This is a genomic window from Enterobacter sp. 200527-13 (assembly GCF_027924865.1).
Classification (GTDB): Bacteria; Pseudomonadota; Gammaproteobacteria; order Enterobacterales; family Enterobacteriaceae; genus Enterobacter; species Enterobacter ludwigii.
This window is the reverse complement of record NZ_BSCM01000001.1, coordinates 400,145-421,177: the sequence shown is the minus strand read 5'-3', so window position 1 is coordinate 421,177 and position 21,033 is coordinate 400,145. Positions and strand designations below refer to the sequence as shown.

21 protein-coding genes and 2 pseudogenes are annotated in these 21,033 nt (G+C 46.1%); 12 read left to right on the top strand and 11 right to left on the bottom strand.

What is annotated here, in order from left to right:
- Positions 1 to 250 precede the first annotated feature (250 nt).
- Both QMG44_RS01950 and QMG44_RS01945 read left to right on the top strand, forming a co-directional pair.
- A complete protein-coding gene (locus tag QMG44_RS01950) occupies positions 251 to 787 on the top strand; it encodes a GNAT family N-acetyltransferase (protein WP_086532830.1) in 537 nt (178 codons plus the stop codon).
- A gap of 137 nt (positions 788 to 924) precedes the next feature.
- Positions 925 to 1,821, top strand: coding sequence for a PhzF family phenazine biosynthesis protein (locus QMG44_RS01945; protein WP_063156387.1), 897 nt, complete (start codon positions 925 to 927; stop codon positions 1,819 to 1,821).
- A 201-nt stretch (positions 1,822 to 2,022) separates the two neighbouring features.
- Here QMG44_RS01945 and QMG44_RS01940 read toward each other — a convergent pair whose 3' ends face one another.
- Both QMG44_RS01940 and QMG44_RS01935 read right to left on the bottom strand, forming a co-directional pair.
- A complete protein-coding gene (locus QMG44_RS01940) occupies positions 2,023 to 3,603 on the bottom strand; it encodes a phosphoethanolamine transferase (RefSeq protein ID WP_086532831.1) in 1,581 nt (526 codons plus the stop codon).
- 581 nt (positions 3,604 to 4,184) lie between these two features.
- The gene (locus QMG44_RS01935) at positions 4,185 to 4,511 is read right to left on the bottom strand and encodes a helix-turn-helix domain-containing protein (RefSeq protein WP_032681484.1); all 327 of its coding nucleotides are present in this window, start codon (positions 4,509 to 4,511) and stop codon (positions 4,185 to 4,187) included.
- 89 nt (positions 4,512 to 4,600) lie between these two features.
- On the opposite strand from QMG44_RS01935, the gene QMG44_RS01930 reads away from it, so the two are divergent.
- The gene (locus QMG44_RS01930) at positions 4,601 to 4,927 is read left to right on the top strand and encodes a nuclear transport factor 2 family protein (RefSeq protein ID WP_086532832.1); all 327 of its coding nucleotides are present in this window, start codon (positions 4,601 to 4,603) and stop codon (positions 4,925 to 4,927) included.
- A complete protein-coding gene (locus QMG44_RS01925; protein WP_086532833.1) occupies positions 4,927 to 5,706 on the top strand; it encodes an SDR family oxidoreductase in 780 nt (259 codons plus the stop codon). The genes QMG44_RS01930 and QMG44_RS01925 overlap by 1 nt, the downstream gene beginning before the upstream one ends.
- Before the next feature lie 209 nt (positions 5,707 to 5,915).
- Here the strand turns inward: QMG44_RS01925 and QMG44_RS01920 are convergent, their stop codons facing one another.
- The 3 genes from QMG44_RS01920 to QMG44_RS01910 form a co-directional block, all read right to left on the bottom strand.
- Positions 5,916 to 6,407: a DinB family protein gene (locus QMG44_RS01920; protein WP_014169007.1), complete on the bottom strand. Its 492-nt coding sequence runs from the start codon at positions 6,405 to 6,407 to the stop codon at positions 5,916 to 5,918.
- 150 nt (positions 6,408 to 6,557) lie between these two features.
- Complete coding sequence (locus tag QMG44_RS01915; protein WP_025204737.1) at positions 6,558 to 7,052, bottom strand: GNAT family N-acetyltransferase; 495 nt, start codon at positions 7,050 to 7,052, stop codon at positions 6,558 to 6,560.
- Between the two features lie 305 nt (positions 7,053 to 7,357).
- Positions 7,358 to 8,098 carry an SDR family oxidoreductase gene (locus tag QMG44_RS01910; RefSeq protein ID WP_049022522.1) on the bottom strand — a complete coding sequence of 247 codons (741 nt, stop codon included), beginning with the start codon at positions 8,096 to 8,098 and terminating at the stop codon, positions 7,358 to 7,360.
- 251 nt (positions 8,099 to 8,349) lie between these two features.
- Between QMG44_RS01910 and QMG44_RS01905 the strand changes: the two are divergent.
- Together QMG44_RS01905 and QMG44_RS01900 are read left to right on the top strand one after the other, a co-directional pair.
- Positions 8,350 to 8,999, top strand: a pseudogene (locus QMG44_RS01905) (hypothetical protein); the annotation flags it as partial.
- Between the two features lie 180 nt (positions 9,000 to 9,179).
- Complete coding sequence (locus tag QMG44_RS01900) at positions 9,180 to 10,427, top strand: HNH endonuclease (RefSeq protein ID WP_232937274.1); 1,248 nt, start codon at positions 9,180 to 9,182, stop codon at positions 10,425 to 10,427.
- A 71-nt stretch (positions 10,428 to 10,498) separates the two neighbouring features.
- Here the strand turns inward: QMG44_RS01900 and QMG44_RS01895 are convergent, their stop codons facing one another.
- The 3 genes from QMG44_RS01895 to QMG44_RS01885 all read right to left on the bottom strand — a co-directional run bounded on the left by QMG44_RS01895 (position 10,499) and on the right by QMG44_RS01885 (position 13,872).
- Positions 10,499 to 11,137 (bottom strand): hypothetical protein, encoded by a 639-nt coding sequence (locus QMG44_RS01895; protein ID WP_232937272.1) that lies wholly within the window; start codon positions 11,135 to 11,137, stop codon positions 10,499 to 10,501.
- Positions 11,138 to 11,985: 848 nt separating this feature from the next.
- Positions 11,986 to 12,423 carry a hypothetical protein gene (locus QMG44_RS01890; protein WP_232937271.1) on the bottom strand — a complete coding sequence of 146 codons (438 nt, stop codon included), beginning with the start codon at positions 12,421 to 12,423 and terminating at the stop codon, positions 11,986 to 11,988.
- 417 nt (positions 12,424 to 12,840) lie between these two features.
- Positions 12,841 to 13,872, bottom strand: a complete 1,032-nt coding sequence (locus tag QMG44_RS01885) for a methyltransferase (protein ID WP_014169001.1) — start codon at positions 13,870 to 13,872, stop codon at positions 12,841 to 12,843.
- 710 nt (positions 13,873 to 14,582) lie between these two features.
- Between QMG44_RS01885 and QMG44_RS01880 the strand changes: the two genes are divergently transcribed.
- Both QMG44_RS01880 and QMG44_RS01870 read left to right on the top strand, forming a co-directional pair.
- A complete protein-coding gene (locus QMG44_RS01880; RefSeq protein WP_044857298.1) occupies positions 14,583 to 15,590 on the top strand; it encodes a mechanosensitive ion channel family protein in 1,008 nt (335 codons plus the stop codon).
- Between the two features lie 812 nt (positions 15,591 to 16,402).
- Positions 16,403 to 17,140, top strand: coding sequence for a metallophosphoesterase (locus tag QMG44_RS01870; RefSeq protein WP_025204744.1), 738 nt, complete (start codon positions 16,403 to 16,405; stop codon positions 17,138 to 17,140).
- Positions 17,141 to 17,366: 226 nt separating this feature from the next.
- Here QMG44_RS01870 and QMG44_RS01865 read toward each other — a convergent pair whose 3' ends face one another.
- Genes QMG44_RS01865 through QMG44_RS01855 form a run of 3 tightly spaced genes read right to left on the bottom strand, consistent with a single transcriptional unit; the run spans position 17,367 to position 19,242 of the window.
- A complete protein-coding gene (locus QMG44_RS01865) occupies positions 17,367 to 17,702 on the bottom strand; it encodes a protein secretion chaperonin CsaA (RefSeq protein ID WP_119916884.1) in 336 nt (111 codons plus the stop codon).
- A complete protein-coding gene (locus tag QMG44_RS01860; protein WP_126488721.1) occupies positions 17,699 to 18,655 on the bottom strand; it encodes a DMT family transporter in 957 nt (318 codons plus the stop codon). The genes QMG44_RS01865 and QMG44_RS01860 overlap by 4 nt, the downstream gene beginning before the upstream one ends.
- The gene (locus tag QMG44_RS01855; protein WP_119916886.1) at positions 18,655 to 19,242 is read right to left on the bottom strand and encodes a TetR/AcrR family transcriptional regulator; all 588 of its coding nucleotides are present in this window, start codon (positions 19,240 to 19,242) and stop codon (positions 18,655 to 18,657) included. Before QMG44_RS01855 ends, QMG44_RS01860 begins: the two co-directional genes overlap by 1 nt.
- A gap of 356 nt (positions 19,243 to 19,598) precedes the next feature.
- Between QMG44_RS01855 and QMG44_RS01850 the strand changes: the two genes are divergently transcribed.
- The 4 genes and pseudogenes from QMG44_RS01850 (at position 19,599) to QMG44_RS01835 (ending at position 20,840) form a co-directional block, all read left to right on the top strand.
- Positions 19,599 to 19,865 (top strand): DUF1778 domain-containing protein, encoded by a 267-nt coding sequence (locus QMG44_RS01850; protein ID WP_039025113.1) that lies wholly within the window; start codon positions 19,599 to 19,601, stop codon positions 19,863 to 19,865.
- Positions 19,853 to 20,338: a GNAT family N-acetyltransferase gene (locus QMG44_RS01845; protein ID WP_039025114.1), complete on the top strand. Its 486-nt coding sequence runs from the start codon at positions 19,853 to 19,855 to the stop codon at positions 20,336 to 20,338. Before QMG44_RS01850 ends, QMG44_RS01845 begins: the two co-directional genes overlap by 13 nt.
- A 225-nt stretch (positions 20,339 to 20,563) precedes the next feature.
- Positions 20,564 to 20,773 (top strand): annotated as a pseudogene (locus QMG44_RS01840) (DUF5431 family protein); the annotation flags it as partial.
- Positions 20,718 to 20,840 carry a type I toxin-antitoxin system Hok family toxin gene (locus QMG44_RS01835; RefSeq protein ID WP_223256846.1) on the top strand — a complete coding sequence of 41 codons (123 nt, stop codon included), beginning with the start codon at positions 20,718 to 20,720 and terminating at the stop codon, positions 20,838 to 20,840. The pseudogene QMG44_RS01840 and the gene QMG44_RS01835, both read left to right, overlap by 56 nt.
- Positions 20,841 to 21,033 lie beyond the last annotated feature (193 nt).

Sequence of the window (21,033 nt, the reverse complement as noted above, 5' to 3'; positions counted from 1 at the left end):
CTTTTCAGCATTTATACAGACCCGCGTACTGCGGGTCTTTTTTTGTCCGTATTCTGTCCATCGCATACTGATGTCTGGCGAGGCTGACCTGTGCCCATTGGTTAACACACCAGGGTATTCGTCGTGAGCGTTTCGCCACGACAGCACACAATCGGATCTGTCGAATTACGTCAAAACACATATATGCTTAAATCAGAGAGCATCAATTAATGAAAGACATATTCCCGTCAACACATATCAGGAGGTCTGTTTGCGAATTGAAACAACTCGATTGTGCCTTCGCCCGGTAATGGCATCAGACGTAGCGGATCTCTTCAGAATTTATGGTGATCCGGCGACGAACACGTTTAACCCCGCAGGCCCCTACCCGGATATTGATCATGCAAAAACGGTTCTCAATCGCTGGCTCGCCCACTGGCAAACTCACAGCTTTGGTAGCTTCGCCATATCGATTCTCGAATCCCCTGAAAAAATCATCGGATTTGGTGGTCTGAGCATCCGTAGCTATGGCGATTGTGTGATTAACAATCTTGGATATCGGTTATCGACAGATGCCTGGGGAAAAGGCCTGGCGACAGAATTTGCTACACGCGCGGTAAGGTATGGTTTTGATGATATGAAACTCACCGAGATCTCAGCCGTTGTCAGAGCTAACCATCTGGCGTCACAGAACGTTCTTGAGAAAACGGGACTGAGATATGTCAGAGATATACATGATATTAAAGACGCACCGCCGAGCCTTTTGTATTCACTCACCTTAACGGAGTGGATGAACAAAACCAGGTAAACATCACCGTCCGTCGTTAAGGTGAAAAATACGCATACAGGCAAATGCCAGTGGGTTATGTTTTCACGTGAGCGTATATTAAAACGACAAACTCGTTGAGTATAAATTCATTTTAAGGCGTGGAAGTTGAGGTCCTGGTGAGAAGACGTTATGTGATTGCAGATGTGTTTACTGATAAACCGTTTTGCGGTAACCCGGTAGCTGTCGTTCTGGATGCCGAGGGATTGACCACTGAGCAAATGCAGCTGCTCGCGTTAGAATTTGGCTACAGTGAAACGACGTTTGTTTTACCTCCTGAAGAGCCATCACATACGGCTTGGGTACGGATTTTTACCCCGACGCGTGAAATCCCTTTCGCTGGTCATCCCAATATTGGGACTGCTTTTGTCCTGGCGTATCAGGCTGAACTGAATGGCGAATCGCTACCTGAAACGCTGATATTCGAAGAAGCCGCCGGGCGGGTACCTGTCAGGATTATCAGAGAAAATGCAAAGGTCACGGGTGCAGAGCTTCTTGTTCCGCAACCTTTATCCTGCCATTCAGAAGTCAGTCCGGAAAACGTGGCGGCCTGCCTCTCTCTTGAAGCCAGTGATATACGCACTGAAATGCATATGCCTGTCGTCGCCTCTGTTGGCCTGCCTTTTTTGATTGTCGAACTCGCGACCCGAAATGCGCTTCGCTGTTGCGTACCCAATTTGCAGGGTTTCCGGGCTATTTTGCCCCTCGACGGTGCGGTGTCCATTTACGCCTATACGCTGGAAACGGATCCTGAAGACCCGTGTGATTTACAGGCCCGGATGTTTACGCCACGCATGACCGAAGATCCGGCAACAGGCAGCGCGACTGGCGCAGTAACAGCCCTGCTGGCCCAGCTTCGCAATAAAAAAGAGCTCTCTCTTCGCGTAAGCCAGGGCGTTGATATGGGGCGCGCCAGCATATTATTTTCAGGCTATGACGGCACTGCAGAAAGCCCGTCAGTTCGGGTAGGAGGAAAAAGCGTTATTGTCATGGAAGGCTCATTTACATTGCCCTGACAGCCGCGGTGAATGAGGTGCGGATGTCGCAATTTTTATCACACCCGATGAAGATTGACTCAGAGCATAGTGTATAAATCAATGGAGAGTTGGTCATGAATATTGAGAGTACGAGCCAGTACCTCTTCAGGTCTGGCTCCCATAGCCATGAATTTTCAGTCAATCGGCAGAATAATTTTTAACCAAGAATCATCGTTTCTACTACTTTATATCCGTCCAATTAAATTTCTTACCCGTTGTATCCTTAATTACAATCGGTTTTTGATAGTCCTGTAGCCACTTTTGCAAGCTAACGATATCATTTTCAACCCGATGTATTCCGAGCCATAATTCGGATAGGGTATTCGCATCATCGGTAGACCATGGTGTCTCGTAGTCTCCGATCAACTTATTCTTTCTTTCGACTTTAGGGCTATACCAAATGAAAGTTGGGACAGATAACGCTTCCCGGGGGGGATTAGCCCCTGCATGGTAATATACCACTGAACGTGAAGGATCGCGTATTAAGGCATGGTCAGAAAAGTAAAATACAGAAGAGCGTGTATTTGAAAGTTGGCTAAAAACTTTCCCCATAACATAATCCGTGAAGCGCACAGAGTTATCATAGCAATCATCATCTTTATTTCCATCTTTAAAGACGGAAGCATCTTTTGGGAAGCGCGCGCAGGCAGGTTCGTGGCTACCATATAGATGTAGCACAATTAATTTCTTACCAGATGTTTTCAGCGTTGATTCAAGTTCTGGGAGCAAAGAGTCATCGAACCCCTGATCAATCCACTGATGGTGTTTGGTTTTCATAGCGATACCTGTAATCACATTATTATATGCGCCCCCTTTTCCCTGGTGGCTATACCAGTACGTATCGTACCCGGCTTTGTTCGCTATACTAATAATATTGTCACTGTACTTAGCGGGATCTGCTTCCTGTACTGAATCAGCAGTGAGCGCAAGTGGCACAGCCATAATGGTCACTGGCGCGGGGCTAATGGCATGCTGGAACAACAGAAGATTTTTCCTTTCTGCTTCCAGTTCAGGAGTCGTGCTTCGCTCATATCCATATATGCTCATATTTGCACTGCGCTCAGACTCCCCAATAATAATTACATAATTATCAATTCCGGTATCTGATAGTGATACTGAATAGTCAGGTGTATTATTATTAATACTGGAGGCAATACTCATATCAGAGATGGCTTGCATAAAGACTGTAGCCGTGCTCAGCGGAGTTGAATTGACAACACGTTGAGCAAGGCTATCAACATTGCTTTTTCGTAATTGATGCAGTATACCCTGTACAGTATAGCCAGTTAGCAAAAGCACGAATAATATTGCAGGGTATCGCCTATACTTTAACGGCAGGGTACTTGTGCTACAGTTAATAGTTAAAATAAATAAACACAGCAACCCCATAAAAATTGCACAACTTCTCCAATAAACGCCTAACATTGAAAATGCTTCGCTACCTGTAGTATTTATTACACTTAATGCAAAACCATAGTCAAATTTAGCATTGAAGTGATTCCAGGCATACATCTGAAGAGATAAATCAGCAGCGATTAATGTTAAGGCTATAAAGCCAATAAGGTTTTTTAATACTTTGCTATTAATGCAAAGAAGTGTTAATAACAGAAAGGCAAAAACCAAGGTGCGATTAATGACCAAATTATAACGCGCACCAATAAAATTAACAATAACAACAATGGATACTGAAATTATAAAAAACGCCCCACTTAAAACAAATCTAAAATTATCATAACAAGTTTTTTTAAGAGTTAATAACATTTCATAGCACCTAAACTGGCTCGGTTTTTATCCGTTTTATTTAAATATAGAAAATAGTGCGGTTCTTGTTTATTATATAACCAGCTGAGCTTGATTAATTAATGCAAATATGCTCCATAAGCTCAAAGGGTTCACAGAATCAGGACGCCTTGTTTAGCTTTCTTGAGGACTTTTAGAATATGAAACGCTGCGGGTGCCAGAGTCTATAGTATGCCGGCAATCTTCGGTACTACGAGGATTAGTAGATTTCGATTTTCATACTTCGCTCTTTATCATGCTCCCTACTCCACTCAATGCGTTGTACGTCCGCATAACAGCCTATGGGCAGGGATGCGGCCATGAGGCCATATGCCAATATTCCTCCTTTTCATAATATTGCCCATTATGGGATTGGTTGTGTTCATAATTTAACCCAGACGATATATTCAATAATAGTACCTTGCATTGAATTTAGAATAAGTCGAGAAAAATAATGTCCACTCCCGGCACAAAGCGGACCGAAATAAGAGCCGCAAGGTCTGCTATCAGCAAGGAATGAACATCAACAATTTTCGACCATAAACAAAAATGTACCCGAGCCCCTAAACCTCGCGTTTTTCTGCCCATTTCAGCATCGCATCAAGAGCCGGACACAGCGCCTGCCCCCACTCAGTGAGCCGATATTCGACTTTCGGTGGAACCTGAGGATATACCCTACGTGACACAATGCCGTCGGCCTCCAGCTGTCGCAGCTGTTGTGCCAGCATCTTCTGCGAAATTTCGGGGATCAGTTTTTCAAAATCAGAATAGCGTTGCACCTTTCCGTCGAAAAGATGAAACAGAATAATGAGTTTCCAGCGACCTTCCAGCATTCGCAGAACTTGTTCCACGCCGCTTGCGGCAGATTCCGGGCTATATAACTTACTCATAATTCAGTTGCTCACTTTTTTGTGCGTACTTGTCAATTTTACAGTCTATGTTAAAAATTCCCGTACTGTAAATAACGGGAGTAAGGGCCATGTCATTATCTCTACCGCAAGCTATTTCAACCTATTTTGCGATCGGCAATGGTGCCGATATTGCCAGCGTTAAGCGCTGTTTTACCCTCAATGCCGTCGTGTTCGACGAAGGTAAAACCCATCGGGGGCACGCGGTAATCGAAGCGTGGCAACGCGCGGCGCGGGCTGCCTTCGACTATAGCGTTCACCCCATTGAAGTTCTCACGGATGGCGATCGGGTAATAGTCACCACGAACGTTGTCGGTAATTTTCCCGGTAGCCCCGTGATGCTTACACATACTTTCGGCCTCGCTGGCGACAAGATTGCGACTCTGGAGATAATCTGATGCTGATGGATCTTGATTTACAGGGCAGACGTGTTCTGGTTACCGCAGGTACCAAAGGGATCGGCAAAGCAGTTGTCCACCTTTTAAAACAGCAAGGGGCAACGGTGCTAACCACCGCGCGTCACAAGCCCGCAGAATCTACCGCAGACGCTTTCGTGGCAGCGGATCTGACCACCATCCAGGGATGTAATTTAGTCGTGGACGCCGTTCAGAAACACCTGGGCGGCGTCGATATCATCATCCACGTAGCAGGCGGTTCTACCGCTCCCGGCGGTGGGTTTGCAGCCCTGGGGGAAGAAGAATGGCAACAGGAGCTCAATCTTAATCTGTTGCCTGCGGTACGCTTAGATCGCGCGTTGTTGCCAGGGATGCTGGCGCAACAGGATGGTGTGATCATCCACGTCACCTCTATTCAGCGTAAACTGCCGTTACCGGAATCGACCACCGGATATGCGGCGGCCAAAGCGGCACTGTCGGCGTACAGCAAAAGCCTGTCGAAAGAGGTGTCCCCTAAGGGAATTAGGGTGGTGCGTGTGGCGCCTGGCTGGGTAGAAACCGAAGCATCGGTAGCGATGGCGGAACGACTTGCTCAGCAGGCAGGAACGGACTACGAGGGCGGTAAGCAGCTCATCATGAATGCACTCGGTGGAATTCCGCTGGGCCGTCCTTCAAAGCCCATCGAAGTAGCGAACCTCATCGTCTTCCTCGCGTCATCCTGTGCTGCCACTATTACCGGTACGGAATATGTGATCGATGGCGGTACTGTCCCGACGGTATAATTTTATATCTGAAACAGTGCATTATTTTGAGCCTTAACGTTTCCTCACGGCAAACGAATGGCCAGGCGTAACGGCCGCTTAGGGCACAAAGCGGGCCGACATAAGAGCCGCGAGGTCCGCTACGAGCAAGAAACGGACATTCATTTATGCTTTCACGTTTTTGATTAAAGGGCCTATGGAGTTTTAAATTTATAGACCCTCTCACTCGTTTAGTCGGGGTTATGATCTCTTAGAAAAACGGTCACTACGTCCTTAGGCGGGGTTACACCACTTTCTGAAAGTAGCCAACCTACAGCGCCGCGATGATATGTCCCGTGAAACAACACATGATTGAGCATATCGACCGCCTTCATTTCGCCATACCCGCCATCGACGAACTGGAATTTTATTGTTTCAGTAAGTTGAATGGGTGACATAGAATCGACATGTTGGATATACCAGTCTGTACATTCAGTCATCGTTACCAGAAGTTCATCGGCAGAGGGAGTCTCTGGCGTATTCAGTGCAGTGTAGGAATGTTTCTGGCCGATAATGTTAGCTCTGAAGATCATATCAACCACATGTATGTGGTTCATCAATCTGAGCGTCAGATGGCGCTTTTCTGCATTAACAGACGCATCAATTTTTTTAATCGCTTGCAGCGTTTCAATATCTATCCAGCGCTTGTATCTTAAAAGCGTAATTATCGTTTCAGTACCCATGCGTCACCTTTAGTAACTATTTATGATCATATCAATAACCTGTTGCGCAATCTACTATCTTTCGCTTCAGGCACGGAACGGACCACCTGAAGCACGGCGAGGTCTGCTATGGGAGAAAATCAGATCTGGTCTCGATGATGGTGCTGGGTTTTATCGAGTACCAATATCTCTGCCCGTAATCGATTTACTCATATTGACACCCGTAACCCCGAAACCGCTGGTTTCATAAACATGTCGGGCACGAGCATTATCACCTGCCACGCGCAATCTGATCTCTTTAAAACCTTTGTCCTGCAAATACTCGTCAAAAGCACGTAGAGATTGTTTGCCAAGTCCCAACCCCTGGTTGGAGTTGAAAATGTGAAAATCGTAGATAAAAGCAGTGCGCTTAGTTGAGTCTGGTTTGTACCATAGATAACCTACATGACTTTGCGCTTTGTCCAACTGAAAAATAATACACATTAATACTTGCCCGTGTGTGTTCACTCCCTCGGGAAGCATTTCCGAAATCTCCTGCTTTGCTCTGGCAAGAGAATCTTGAAGGGATTCCCCATAGTTTGCTTCGATTTCACATGCATAATCATTAACAAAATATTCGAGGTAAGCAGGATACTCATCTTTTGTCATCGGTCGGAAAGAAATCATATTGGACATCTCAAGTTTATGGTACTGAAAGTATTAAATATTAATAACGATAAGGTTCCCTATCGTCAATCATATTCATTTGTGAATACGTGTTTAGGTCAGGAGAATAATTTACTGGCGCTAAGTCCCCTTATGACACAAAGCGGACCGACATGAGAGCCGTAAGATCCGCTACGAGCGAAAAGCGGACGACTCTGAAGTAACGGATTGTTTATTTATAAAAGAAGGTAACCGTTATTTTCCCCACCTCTACAGTGGGGCTATGAGGACCTGTTTCAGGAAATGATGTGCCGTTCTTGCAATAGCTAGTAACGCACAAGTCCGCCATCTACGGCGTACTGGCTGCCGGTTACATAGGATGCGTCATCTGAAAGAAGAAAGAGTGCGACAGCAGATGCTTCTTCCGCTGTTCCTGCCCGGCCGAGAGGGACCTGGCTGACAACAAAATTTTCAAACTGCTGGCGCGATTCCTCCGGCATGAAATGTCTAAAGTTCGTTTCAATCGGACCCGGAACCAGCGTATTGGCCCGAATACCGCGCCCAGCCAGCGCAGAGGCCCAGCTTTTAACCATTGCGACAACTGCCCCTTTAGTTGCTGCATACAGGCTGGTCATTGCCGCACCTTCATATACAGAAGAAGATGAAGTGACAAGAACAGACGCACCTGAATTGAGTGATCCCGAAAGAGCTGCAAGCTGTAGCATCGGGCCACGTACGTTAGCATTCATCATGCGGTTAAAAACATCAGCTGTCACAGATTCTGGTGAACCTACTTCTGCAAATCCAGCATTAAGCCATAATCCGTCGAGTGAACCCCAGCCGCTTATCGCTGCCTGAAGATCGCTTATATCTGCTTCGCTGGCAGCATCGTTTTTCAGAATAAGAGATGATCCCGGCAGCATGCTACGGGCGCGCTTCAGCCTTTCATCATTGAGCCCGGTAATGGCAACATGACCGCCCTCACTAACGATGCGCTGTGCGCCTGCAAATCCCATGCCGCTAGTTCCACCAGTTATAAGTATGCGTTTTCCTTGAAATCTGCCCATGATTAGATTCTTTGTCTTTCGAGTCATCACTTACCTTACAAAGATAACCATCAGTCGTCATCTGTTTCATCACGCAACAGTGACATTATTGTTTCAACGTCTGCATTTGGAACGAAGTGGCAAATCAAGACATCGCAAGGTCCGCTGTGAGCGAATAGCGGAAGTTCACAGTTGATCTCGTAGCCAAATAGTCGCATTGCTACCAATGCTGTATGTTAATCAACGGCGAGCAGGTCAGGTGGCTTAAATAGATATTTGCCGACCTAGGTCTGGAAAATTGCGAGTTAAAAGATTTAGTAGAAAAAAACCTTAAAATCATTGATAAAATTCTAGAGCGTCAACTATCTGACAGTGCAATTTGCCATGTACTTACGCCAAGCATGGAGGTCATTATCGCTGAGCAGACGGTATATTTTCTCCAAGCCGAAATACGCCGACATGAACCGGTGATCTGAGCGTTGACTGAAATAATAGAATACTATCAGCCATACAGTTTTAAGAAGCTATTTCAGGGACTCCGAAGATAGGGCTGCTGCTTGAATCTTAAGCTTGTACACCGGATTTATTGCCTGCTGAAACCAAATTTTCATCGTAAAGTAAAGCGAGGTCTGCCGGTGCGTAATCCGACTCTGTTGATAAAACCGGAATTGCTGAATCAGTTCTGAACTAACGACTTTATGCAGGATGCGTTTGTCTACGACAGACGCTTCCGGATCTTCAATCTGGTAGATGGTTTTCATCATGAGATGCAGGTGATAGGAATCGATCTGTATATCCCGGCTCAATGTATCATCCGGGTACTGTATCGGATAGACATCCTGGTTTTTAATCTGTTCAAAACACGGAACGAAGTACGGGACGTCACAGAGCACCAGCTGACAGATACAACAGTGAGCTACCTCAATGATCCCTAAGAATCTGATATCGGAGGAATAAGGTATGATGGTTGAAAAAAACGGAAGTCGAAAAAGTGTGTAGGGAAAAAGAGGTGAGCTTTCACCTAATGTGGTTTGCATTGACTTAGTTAGGAAGTTAATATCTTATAAATCAGTCCGTTTAATATGAGGTGTGAATATTTCACATGAATTACTTCTGGATTACGCAAAGCCCATGGTCACAAAAAAAAGAACTTGAGAATGGTTGGATCAGCGCAAGGCCCGCAAAAAAATACAACCATTATAGAGAAATGGTTAAAACCATTAAGAAAGGCGACCTCATTTTTTTCTGTAGCCGTGGGGTAATAAATTATGTAGGATTTGCGCTCGCTTCGTCTATGTCAGAAACTGACAAAACAGGTGAGATCTGGAAGGTGAAGATTAAATCTTCTCAGTTGGAAATGCCAATAGAGATTAGTAATCACAGTGAATACTTATTAGAAAAAAGAGCAGAGAAGTATTCGCCAATCACTTATTTAGGCACCGCACATCAAGGCTATTGCTCAGTGATTAGCAAGGTAATTGCATGGTATTTACTTTCAAGGGCAGGAGTATATTATAAAAATAACAGTATAATTGAATTAGAAAAATCCATAGGATACAGAGATACGAAATCGGTAAGCCATAGAGTTTCAAACTTAAATGCTTTGATGTCTTCTCTAACTAGAGAGAACATTTTAGACACACTAGATAAGTTTGGTGAGTTGATATATTCTGATTATAAATACCAAAACTCTACAACCTATGACCTGGAATATGATGGAGTTAGATATCCACCTAAAGTCATTTTTGGTATTTCAGCTATTGCATTGATTAATAGACCTTTGTTTGCTGATGAGTTTAGCGGAGGAGTCAATTCACCTTGTTTTCATATATTAGAAGCACTTGGTTTTAATATCGTTAAAAAGAATAAATCTAGTGATGGCAATGAATTTGAAGATATTGATTTTCTAATCAATGATATTGAAATGATTGAAAATGACGATTCACTCTCGGTAACAGAACGCGAACAGCTTATAGCCGCACGTAAAGGTCAAGGAAAGTACAGAAAAGAATTAATTAAACTATATGGGAAATGCATCGTTACTGGTATTCCGTATGAATTTATGCTTAGAGCAAGCCATATCAAGCCCTGGAGAGTATCAAATAATAAAGAACGTCTTGACCCTTTTAATGGTTTTTTATTATCTTCAAATGTGGATATTTTATTTGATAAAGGTTTCTTGAGCTTTGAAAATAGTGGTGAGTTAATTTTATGCGAGGAGTTAAAAAATGAATTCACGCTTCGTCTTTTGGGGATCGACTTATGCAAAAAAGTGATGATACCCCTAGGCACTTTCCAATATCTAGATTGGCATCGTAAAAATATTTTTGGACGATACAAAGGAAAATAAACCCCCAATGCCTTTGAGTCAGTATATATTTAAAACATACTGACTTGATTGTGTTAGAACCAAATCCCACATTAGAATTTTGGCTGTTTTGATTTGTCATAACAGCTTTTGGAAAATGAGGCCTCGTTATCCATATAGGCAATACTTGTTAAAACCACTTTACATGTTAAATTGCCAACACTAAAATCTTTGGATTTTCCCAGTTCGAGAGTGTAAGGTTCATTATCGAATTGACCCTCTACGGTAGTGCTATAAACATTTTGCGCGGATATATATAAATTATTTTCTGTTAATGCATAGGATTTTCCTCTTTTTAATATAAAATCATCATGTTTTGATACAAACGTTTGTAAGTATTCATTGGCAGAGTTTAAAGCAGCTTCTGTTTTCATCATCTTGGATCTGATATCATTGTTTTCGAGTTTTAACTTATCATTTTCTAACTCTAAATAATTAAATCTGTTTCTTTCGTCTATTCTTAAATTAAGAGATTCAACTGATTTATTTATTTTTAATAAAGTCTCAGGCAGCTTCCATTCATTTGATTTTTCATATGCTGAAATTTGATTGTTTAAATCATTTATAGTTTTGGAATAGGTATAGTCAAAAAAAGTCCAAAGACCACCTAAAAGACCACCTATGGTAGTTAAAAAAAGACCAGTAACGTATTTGGGGTTCCACCCGCTACTATTTTTATCAGTAGGTTCCATGTCAACAATTCTCAAATGTTAAATTAAATAGAATATATCATTTGAACTATAAGACAATCAATAACATATACTTAAAAGTGTTGCATCACGTGGGCTTCTGCGGCAACCAGGAGAATGCCTTTGACTAATTCTTCTCTCCGGCTCCGCCAGATTAGTAACGCGCTGGTAAAACCTCAGAAAATCGAGCCCATGTAAATTTGACGTTATGTCCTGCTGTGACTCAGTAGCTACCTTATGCTTGTTGGGCCTTGTTAATTTATTTGACTAAATTTTAAATATTCTGATCAATCTAGGGGGACTTAAACTACCCGATACTGGGATCGGCATGAGGTTTTCAAGAGATCCTCCATCAACCCAACCCGATTCTGATCCGGATATGCAATCATCGCTTCATAATACCCATCCCCGGTCATGCGTGGTGGGCTTAGTAGTACTCCGTTCAGACACGCCAACTCCACCATCTGTTGTGGTAGACTGAATTTGGCCTGACCAGCTCCCCGTTGATTAACATAGACTGCTCATTCAACGTCCGCTTTTGGCACAGAGCGGACGCACATTCCCACCCGTGAACATCAATGGCATATCTCATGCGACAACATTGCCCTTCCCTTGCCAACAACCAAACCGCTAACCCTACAGTCAGCGCTGGTGGAAGACTCGACACGCTCTGAAGCGCGCTATAGCGTTATCGTCTCCCTGCATGTACCGGAAGACCGATGTCGATCTGCTGACGCCGGTACAGAGTAAAGTGGATGCGCTCATCGCCAGTCAGATCGAAATTACGTCCTGAAAAAAGTGATGCATTTTCATTCGGCTCTCTCACCGGGAATGCGTCGCCACAGGTTTAATCACCACTGCTCCCGTATCACCTTTTTCACCTGGTAGAACACCCGCTGGCAGACTGACCAGAACGTTGACCCTACGGACGATGAGCGGGATACAGGTTTGTCCTTCTGGATTGGCCTCTCATCGCCGGAGATGCTCTCTTGTTCACCGACGGCGGGCACTGCAGTGCTCTCCGTCGCGACAGGCGGAACCTCAAGCTCCAGCGAAAGCTGATTCTCAGCAGGGATGTTGTCGCCCTCTGCTGCTGTCTCATCCTCGAGTGTAATCCCCTGCGTTTCGAGCCACGAGATATCCAGTTGCCAGGCATGACGAGAGCGTTCCCGCCACACGTCAAAGGCCTCATCCATATTGTCAAATGCGCCCTGAAGAGACCAGCCGTTAAGAAGAGCCAGATGAGCCACCACTTCGTTCTTTTTACCCCAGAGCTCGCTGAACCCCATGTGTTTGACTTCATGGCATGAAAGGCATAACGCGATGAGCCCGGTGAGGGTCGACACTGTCTGTCATCGTCGTAATGCCAGATTTCATTGCACTCCACAGGCCATCGTGGTCCCTTTCCACCGCAGATCTGGCATTTCCACCCTGCTGTTCTGGCCGTTTGTTGGCGTAACCGTTTCCAGTCCGATGAAGATACCGCACTACCTATGAAGAGATTGTATTGTCAAAATGGCGGTCATCTTCTGACCGATGACGAAAAGGAGATTTAATGTCTTGTATCAACCTTAGTTGCCCCATTTCTCGTTAACTTTCTGAATTTTTGGATAAAAACCATATGAAATGGGGCTGTGCTAAAAAAAACAATTTCTTCCGTAGAGGTCGACGTTAAGAAACGAGAAAACCTGAATCAAGATACAGGTTTACCTGATTACTGCCTCCACTATGGATAAATAACTGTGTGTATGAATAATGTTACTGATTTTCAGGTCTGCGCCATCCAGCATTTTCCCCAGCGCCTGTTCTGTACGGGCCTGCCCGCCGTCAAAGCTTGCCAGAAGAAGCATGTCAATTTCATACCGGCCATCCTCATTATCTTTATCCTTTATAACGGGTTCTATAATTAATAATTTCGAATCAGCTCGCATGGCCCGACGACAACTCGACAGGATCTGGCAGGCCTTTTCATCTGACCAGTCCATGAGGATATACTTCAGCATATAGATATCTGCAGTAGGGCATTTTTCAAAAAAACTACCTGAGACCGTGTCCCAACGGGTATCGTCCTTGAGCTGATGAAGCACGTTTTTACTCAGAATATCTGACTGATCGAACAAAATACCACGCAATGAGCTGTCCTTACGTAACACCCGTAAAAGCAGATTTCCATATCCTCCAGCAATGTCCGCGACCGTTGCTCCGTGCGGGAAATCATAGGCGTCAGCAATAATTTCGTTTTCCACTGTCGACATCGATGACATACCAGCATGAAAATCATACTCACCACGGGAGTGCTTTTCCTTAGTCCAGTAGTCATAGAACGGCATCCCGAAAAGACTGCTAAAGACATCTTCCCCCTTAAGCGCCCTGTCAAGATGACCTGCAGGCTCCCAGAATGTTTTATCCGTGAGCATCAGTATCGCTGACCGCAATGAATGGCTGTGGTCCTTACAGAGAAAGTGGGCCGCAGGGGTAAGGGAAAAATAACCTTCCGGGAATTCCTTAAACACAGCGCCGGAGGCAAGGATCCGCATTACCCGCAGAAGTGCCTGGGCGTCAAGTTTCAGCATATCGGCCAGTTCATCGCATGATTTAGGCCCACTGGTAAGATGTTCGGCCACGCCCAGTAACGTGACAGACCGGAGTGCAGCAGCCCACATAAAACTCATGCTTTTCTCAAGCAAATATATACCATGATCACAATCCTGCGCTGAAAATATATGTTTGTCAGTCATATTATCTCCTGAAGGATTAAAAAATGTGAATTTCTTATTTACAGCTACCGGGTACAGTTAAACCTTTATTACTTCATATGTAACGCCCCCTCCCAGAAAACAGGAGTAACATTTAAGTTACATAAGACAGACTCCTGTAAATAAAACCGGACATTAAGTCACCGTTTTTTAATGCTGGTAACTAATACCGTTAAAGATCATGCGTTTTTCAATTCATTTCCGGGTGTGGCCTGTAAATATTGTTATATATATCTGAATGCGAAATTAACGGTTGTTTACGGCGAAAGCCAATCTTCAGCATCCTTAATGTCTCTCGCTGACCAGCGCAGTATGTACCCGGTATTCCGCGCCAAAAAAGCCGCGAATTACAGGTCGCCAGTATCATGCCTGACGAAATCTTGTTTCCGGCACGCGCTGTATCGTTCGTGATGAGGTGAACAGCATCCCGGTCCCGAATGGCTCCGCTTTATTCTCCGTACTGATGTCCGCTGCCGCCTGGTTTCAGGGAACAGCGGCATCAGGACGGCCGCAGAATATCAGTCAGAGCCTGTTTGTCGGGACCGTTCTTCTGCGTTCCCCGATCTGGACGCGCTATAAATCCCTTTTTCAGGGAGACAGATATAAAACGCAAGAAAGAAAATTTATCCGGTTGTGTTCCCTGAACTGAAAAGCGTAAAATTTAACGGTTGCGAATACGAAAGGAGTCGACGATGTCCGGTGAACTGTTTATTCATAATTCAGTGGGGATAATTTTCATGATCTTCGCTATTCCTGTCCTGGGGGTTATCACCTGCCGGGGAGTGAACTTCCGGAATATTCGGTACCGTTTTACTGAGCACCTGCTGGGTTTTGCTTTATGGTCAGGAATTATACTTCTTGGCACAGATTATTTGTATGACGGAATTGCTGATTTGCACATCAGATACCTCTCACGAACGGCGGTGAATTTATTCGGTATCACGCTGATCGCTCTTTTGTTCCTGAGAAAACTGTTTCTGGTTATTGATTATTTTGAAATCCGCCAGATTAATAAAGGACATGATGTGACAGACTCGCGGGTTATCACCCGGGTGCTGAAGATAACCGTTACTCTGATAGCCATGCTGATTTTTGGTCAGCATTTCGGAATGAGTTTCTCCGGCCTGCTCGCCTTTGGTGGTATCGGTGGGATTGCCGTCGGGATGGCAGGTAAGGACATACTGAGTAATTTTTTTGCCGGCATCATGCTCTATTTTGACCGACCATTTAACATTGGTGACTGGATCCGTTCACCGGACCGGAATATTGAGGGTGTCGTGGCTGAAATTGGGTGGCGCTTAACCAAAGTAATGACGTTTGAAAACCGGCCAATGTATATACCCAACTCCGTTTTTGCTGATATCACGGTCGAGAATCCGGGGCGAATGCTGAACCGGCGCATCGAGACCACGGTTGGTTTACGTTATGAGGATGCTGAGAAAATTGCCGATATCGTGAATGATATTCACACGTTTCTGGCTCAAGACCCGGATATCGATCAAAGTCAGACACTGCTGGTCAACTTTAATAATTTTGGCGATTCTTCGCTGAATATTATGGTGTACTGCTTCACGTATACAACGGTATGGAGCGAGTGGCTGGCGGTGCAGCAAAAAGTGTTTATGAAAATCATCAGTATCGTCCATAGCAGGAATGCTGACTTTGCGTTCCCGAGTTCAACCGTTTATCTCTCACAATAACACCGGATCGTATTCACAGGTTAAATCGTCTTTCGTCGCTGGCCACCTCGCTGCACGACTCCATAAAGTCAGGATCAGCGTTTTCACGCTGCGCGAACGAACTCCGGGTCAGCCGGACGGGGCACAGGATGATGCTTTCCGACTCTGACGATCTCCGTCGCGCTCCACCCACTGAAATCCAGATCGAGGGGCAGATGGATCGCACGGATGTTCAGGGTGAAAATGATGTGGGTAGATTCGCCGTCAGGATGACTTATCAGATGAGAGCAACAATTCGCTTATTTTAAGCGTCCATTGCAACAATCTTTCTTCTCCTTTCCCGAGATCTGGAAGGCCAAGTCAGATCTCAAGATCACAGCCGGGTTGCGTTGGCTGAAATGCAGAAGATGGTTCTCCTGGCTTTCACATCAGTGATCGTCAGGCAAAAGACCTTAACCTCTCTTCTGCTTCTAAGATCCGAAAAATACCAATGTCGGATCCGGGCTGTCTAATCGTATGGAAGGCTGAGGGAAATACGGCAGGAAGGAGTTCAAGGCAAAAGGCAGGTGGGAACGGAAAGTCCGCTTTGAGCGAAAAGCGGACCTTACGCATCCCTGCTAACATTGGCTCTGAGCATTAGAAATTAAACTTAGCGATTTACTGTGAATTCCCGACCGCCTTCGGAGCCAGTTTGATTCAGCGTAACTTTTGAATTACCGATCCTAATTAATCTGTCCATTGTTGCCATAGTGGTGAAAAAATGAAATTTGAAACCGGATTTATGGCCATGTATCACGATCTTGTTCCCCACACAATAATCGTATGAGGCCTTTATGCTGATAGCGCAGGTTTCAGACATTCACGCCTCACCCGAGAATGATCATCTGTTTCGGTTCGACCAGATATTAAATTGGCTTACGCATCTGCAACCGGACGTACTGGTACTTACAGGTGATCTAACGGATGGGTATTGGCAGGAAGGTTATGTACAGATAGCTGACCGCCTGAATCAGCAAAATTACCCTTCGTATATCCTGCCGGGTAACTCAGACGACCGCAGTCTGATGCGTTCTGTTTGGGATGAAAATAGATGGGCGCACGATGCCCAAGGAGAAGCCCTGCACTTAATTCATAATACCGGTGGCATTCGCCTGATTGGTCTGGATTCGACGGTTAATTATAAGGATTACGGCAGTGTGACTGACCATCTGGAATGGTTGGATAATCAATTTAGCGACGCAGACAGCCCTCCTTCATTGCTGTTTTTGCACCATCATGTATTTGCATCTGGCATACCAACGCTAGACGAAACTATGTGCAGAGGTCTAACTGAGATGGAAGATTTGATAAGACGCTCCCCGACCAGACTACTCGCCATTTCTACAGGCCATGTCCATAGACCAATAGCTGGTACATTTGCGGACATACCTGCCTACATTTGTGGCTCCGTCTGCCCGGCTAATCCTGTCTGGTTTGGAACAGTAAACGCTCCTCCTGCAAATGACCCGCCAGCGTTGATGATTCACCGCTACGTCAGTAACTCTCTTACCAGTCATCACGTTTGCGTTTAACTGGCATTCAGAAAATGCATAGACCTCATAGAAAACGACCTGACCCCCAGTGATTAATACATAATGGTTGCGAAGGAGAAATGCCTGCTTTTGGCACAAAGCGGACATATTTACTCGAAGCTAACGGAAGCCTTTTCTTACCCCTATCTGGCTTTATCTGTCGGTGAGGTTGAAGGAAAGCGGTGATCTATAACTTCAGCACACCGCCATATAAAGTCGCCAGGTTTCAGAAAACGCACTCACCGTTACTGACGCGCTTTTCTGTTGTCAGCGGTATGGTCCCGCCTGAACCGTCAGACACACCAAGTACCAGCACCTCTGACTTTTCAGGTCCCATCTTCATGGTACCCAGATTGATGATGCAGATTACCTGTGTTCCCTGCAGTTCTCCGGCTTCATAGTTTGTATACGCTCCGCATGACACCCGGGTTCCCAGCTCGGGTCCAAGGTCAATCGTCATCCGCCACGTGGGCTTGGATGTTTTACTCTCCTCAACTCTGATAATGGTACCGGCACGCATATCGAGAGCCGAAAATGAGTCAAATGAGGCTTTATCTTTCATAATTCTTTCCTTTCTGAGATTTCAAAATTTTCTTTTCGTTGCAGGAACAGACTGAAACGTAACTTTTCGGCCGGAACGGTAATGATCCCAAGACACGCAATTATCAGACCGACGCCTGCCCATCCGTAAGGCGGCAGCCTTTCACCAACGAGCACAACGGCCAGCAGCGCGGCTATAACCGGCTCCAGCAGAGTGATCGTGGTTGCCATACTGGCCGGAATGCGCGCAAGCCCGTAGCCATAGCAGACATAACCCAGAAACATCGGAACCAGCGCCATATAAATACCGACGGCGGCGTTGTTCCATGCCATCAGGAGCGGTGCTCCCGTCATCAGCAGTACAGGCAAAAGCAGAATACCGCCTGCACCAAATGTGACGCCCATCGCGGCCCGGGAAGCCACCCCGGCCTGCATTAACCGTCGCGCTGACCACGAGTAAAAGGCATAGGTGAAGCCGGCTAGCAGGCCCAGAAAAACCCCCGTCGTAGCATGGTCATTTGCGGTACTGTTTTCGCTGCTTTCTGCCAGGCAGAGCAGAACCATGCCCGCAACGCCAACGCCCGCTCCGCACATCCACCGCTTGGTCAGTCGGAGACCGTCAAGGCGGCATTCAATCAGGGCAGATAGGATTGGTGCAGAGCCGATGGTAATAACCGTGCCAACCGTAACACCGGCGTAACGCATTGAGGCATAAAAAGCGAGAGGGTAAACCGCCACCGCCACTGCTCCGGTCAGCAGGAAATGCCAGTTCCGAGTTATCAGAACGCGCTGGCGGATGATGGGAGCTGCAGCGATAAGCCCCTGTAGCAGGCCACCAATACCCATAGCGACCGCCCCTACGGCCAGTGGGCTGAGCCCGGGGGCATAAGTCGCAGCTGTGCCGGTCGTTCCCCAGAGAATAGCTGCGATAAGCACACCCGCCCTGCCGCCAAGGCGTGTTTCCGAAGAAAGCATCAGTACGCCTCCATCATCTGCTCGGCAATGTTGCCGGCCTGCGTCACGCAGTCACTATTACCTTCAAGTCCGGCCCGTGAAATGCTTCCTTCCAGCAGGAAGGCAAAATGTCTTGCCATACTGCGTGCGCTTTCAGCCTTTCCGTTCATCAGCTCAGTCAGATGCGCAGCCAGGATCGCTTCCACTTCCTCTTTGTGCTCCCGAACGGCCTGACGGCCCGGTGCCCCGGCGGGAAGTTCTGCCGCCGCGTTCAGCAGGCCGCAGCCGCGAAAACCGTTCTCATAGGCATATTCAGCATGGTCTTCATAAGCAGAGAAAACGGCCATTACCCGCTCTCTGGGCGTCATGGCAGCTTCCAGCCTGTTTTTATATAAAGAAAGCCATTCTTCATGGCGAACCCTGAGATAGGCCGCCACCAGTTCGTCTTTGGATGCAAAGTTGTTGTACAGGCTTTTTTTAGCAACGCCGGCTCGTTTCACAATGGCATCAATCCCCGTGCCATTAATGCCATGATTGTAAAAAAGGACGCGTGCAGCACTGAGCAATTTTTCGTAGGCGGTTTCAGAACCTGCAGATAAAGATGTCATGATCAGCCTCTTTCGGTCATTTGTAGGTAGACCAGTCTACCTACAAAATAGGCTGAAGCAACAAAAGTCTGCATTTATCACAGGCTTTGTGACCCTAAATAAGCTGGTCTGGCGAACAGAATCCGGTAAATAAGGCAATTATATATGCCGCGTCAGCAGCAAAGTGGCCCCAGCCAGCATTACATATCATCAGGAAGCTAACATCCGGCATGTTTAGATACGCGAATAAATGTCCGCTTCTGGCACAAAGCGGAAATCAGTATTTAAAAAATGAAAACCACAACTTGATGTATAGCGTTTGCTATACGTGATGGTTATGCTATTCTTGTAAAGTAAATGCTATACAGGGGTGTCTCATGAAATCAGATGTTCAACTTAACCTTAGAGCCAAGGAATCGCAGCGGGCGCTTATTGATGCAGCTGCGGAAATCCTTCACAAGTCACGTACAGATTTCATTCTGGAAATGGCCTGTCAGGCTGCCGAGAATGTGATCCTCGACCGCCGTGTATTTAACTTTAACGATGAGCAATATGCGGAGTTCATCGATATGCTTGATGCACCCGTTACAGATGATCCCGTTATCGAGAAACTGCTGGCAAGGAAACCTCAGTGGGACGTGTAACAGCACCAGAACCTCTGTCAGCTTTTCATCAGGTGGCTGAGTTCGTCAGCGGTGAGGCTGTGCTCGATGACTGGTTAAAGCAGAAGGGCCTTAAAAACCAGGCTCTCGGAGCGGCCAGAACGTTTGTAGTGTGTAAGAAAGACACAAAGCAAGTATCCGGTTTTTACTCTCTGGCCACCGGGAGCGTCAACCATACAGAAGCGACAGGCAATCTTCGGCGTAACATGCCAGATCCCATCCCTGTCATCATACTTGCCCGTCTTGCAGTCGATCTCTCTTTTCGCGGAAAAGGGCTTGGCGCTGATTTACTTCATGATGCAGTGCTTCGTTGCTATCGGGTTGCCGAGAATATTGGTGTACGTGCAATTATGGTTCACGCACTCACTGAAGAAGCTAAAAATTTCTACATTCACCATGGTTTCAAACCATCACAAACTCAGCAACGGACATTATTTCTTAAACTCCCTCAATAAACGCGAAGACTATTACGCTCAAACCGATACGAGCGAGAATCGGATGGCGCGTCTAATGTTAATTCAGTAGAAATGCTTCACGAAAGAAGATGACGAACGGTTATTGATGAGACTGTAAGGCGTAAGGAAGGAAGCGGTGGGATGGATAATCCGACTGTGGAAAATGTTATTGAGTTATAGCCATAAACAAAAAATAGCCCATATATTAAATGGACTCTTTCTCTGATGCCTCGGTTAATCTGTCCAACTTATTGGGGTCAGTACACCCACGAGGCCCGCTGTATGTCTAGTCAACACCAGTATGGCCTCTTACCGTGCAATTTGCAAGGAGGAGTAAACCATGAAACTGCCGCGAAACGCCCTTATCTGGTGCGTATTAATCGTGTGTATAACGCTTTTGATATTCACGTGCCTGACCCGGAACCGCTTATGCGAACTCCGGCTAAAGGACGGGGACAGGGAGGTCGCGGCAAGCCTGGCTTACGAATCCAACGGTAAGTAGCAACCTGGAGGCGGGGGAAACCCCGCCTTTTCAGGAGCTGAGTTGGCCTGATATGCCTGAAGCGCCTTTATGAAGGGGTTGCCGGTTCGCTGGCAGCCCCTTTTTCCTTCCTGACGCGACCGCACGCCTGAACTTCCGGGAAGGGCTGTTCCCCTGCGGGGAACGGGGGAAGGGGGACGCGCCTTCGGCGCTG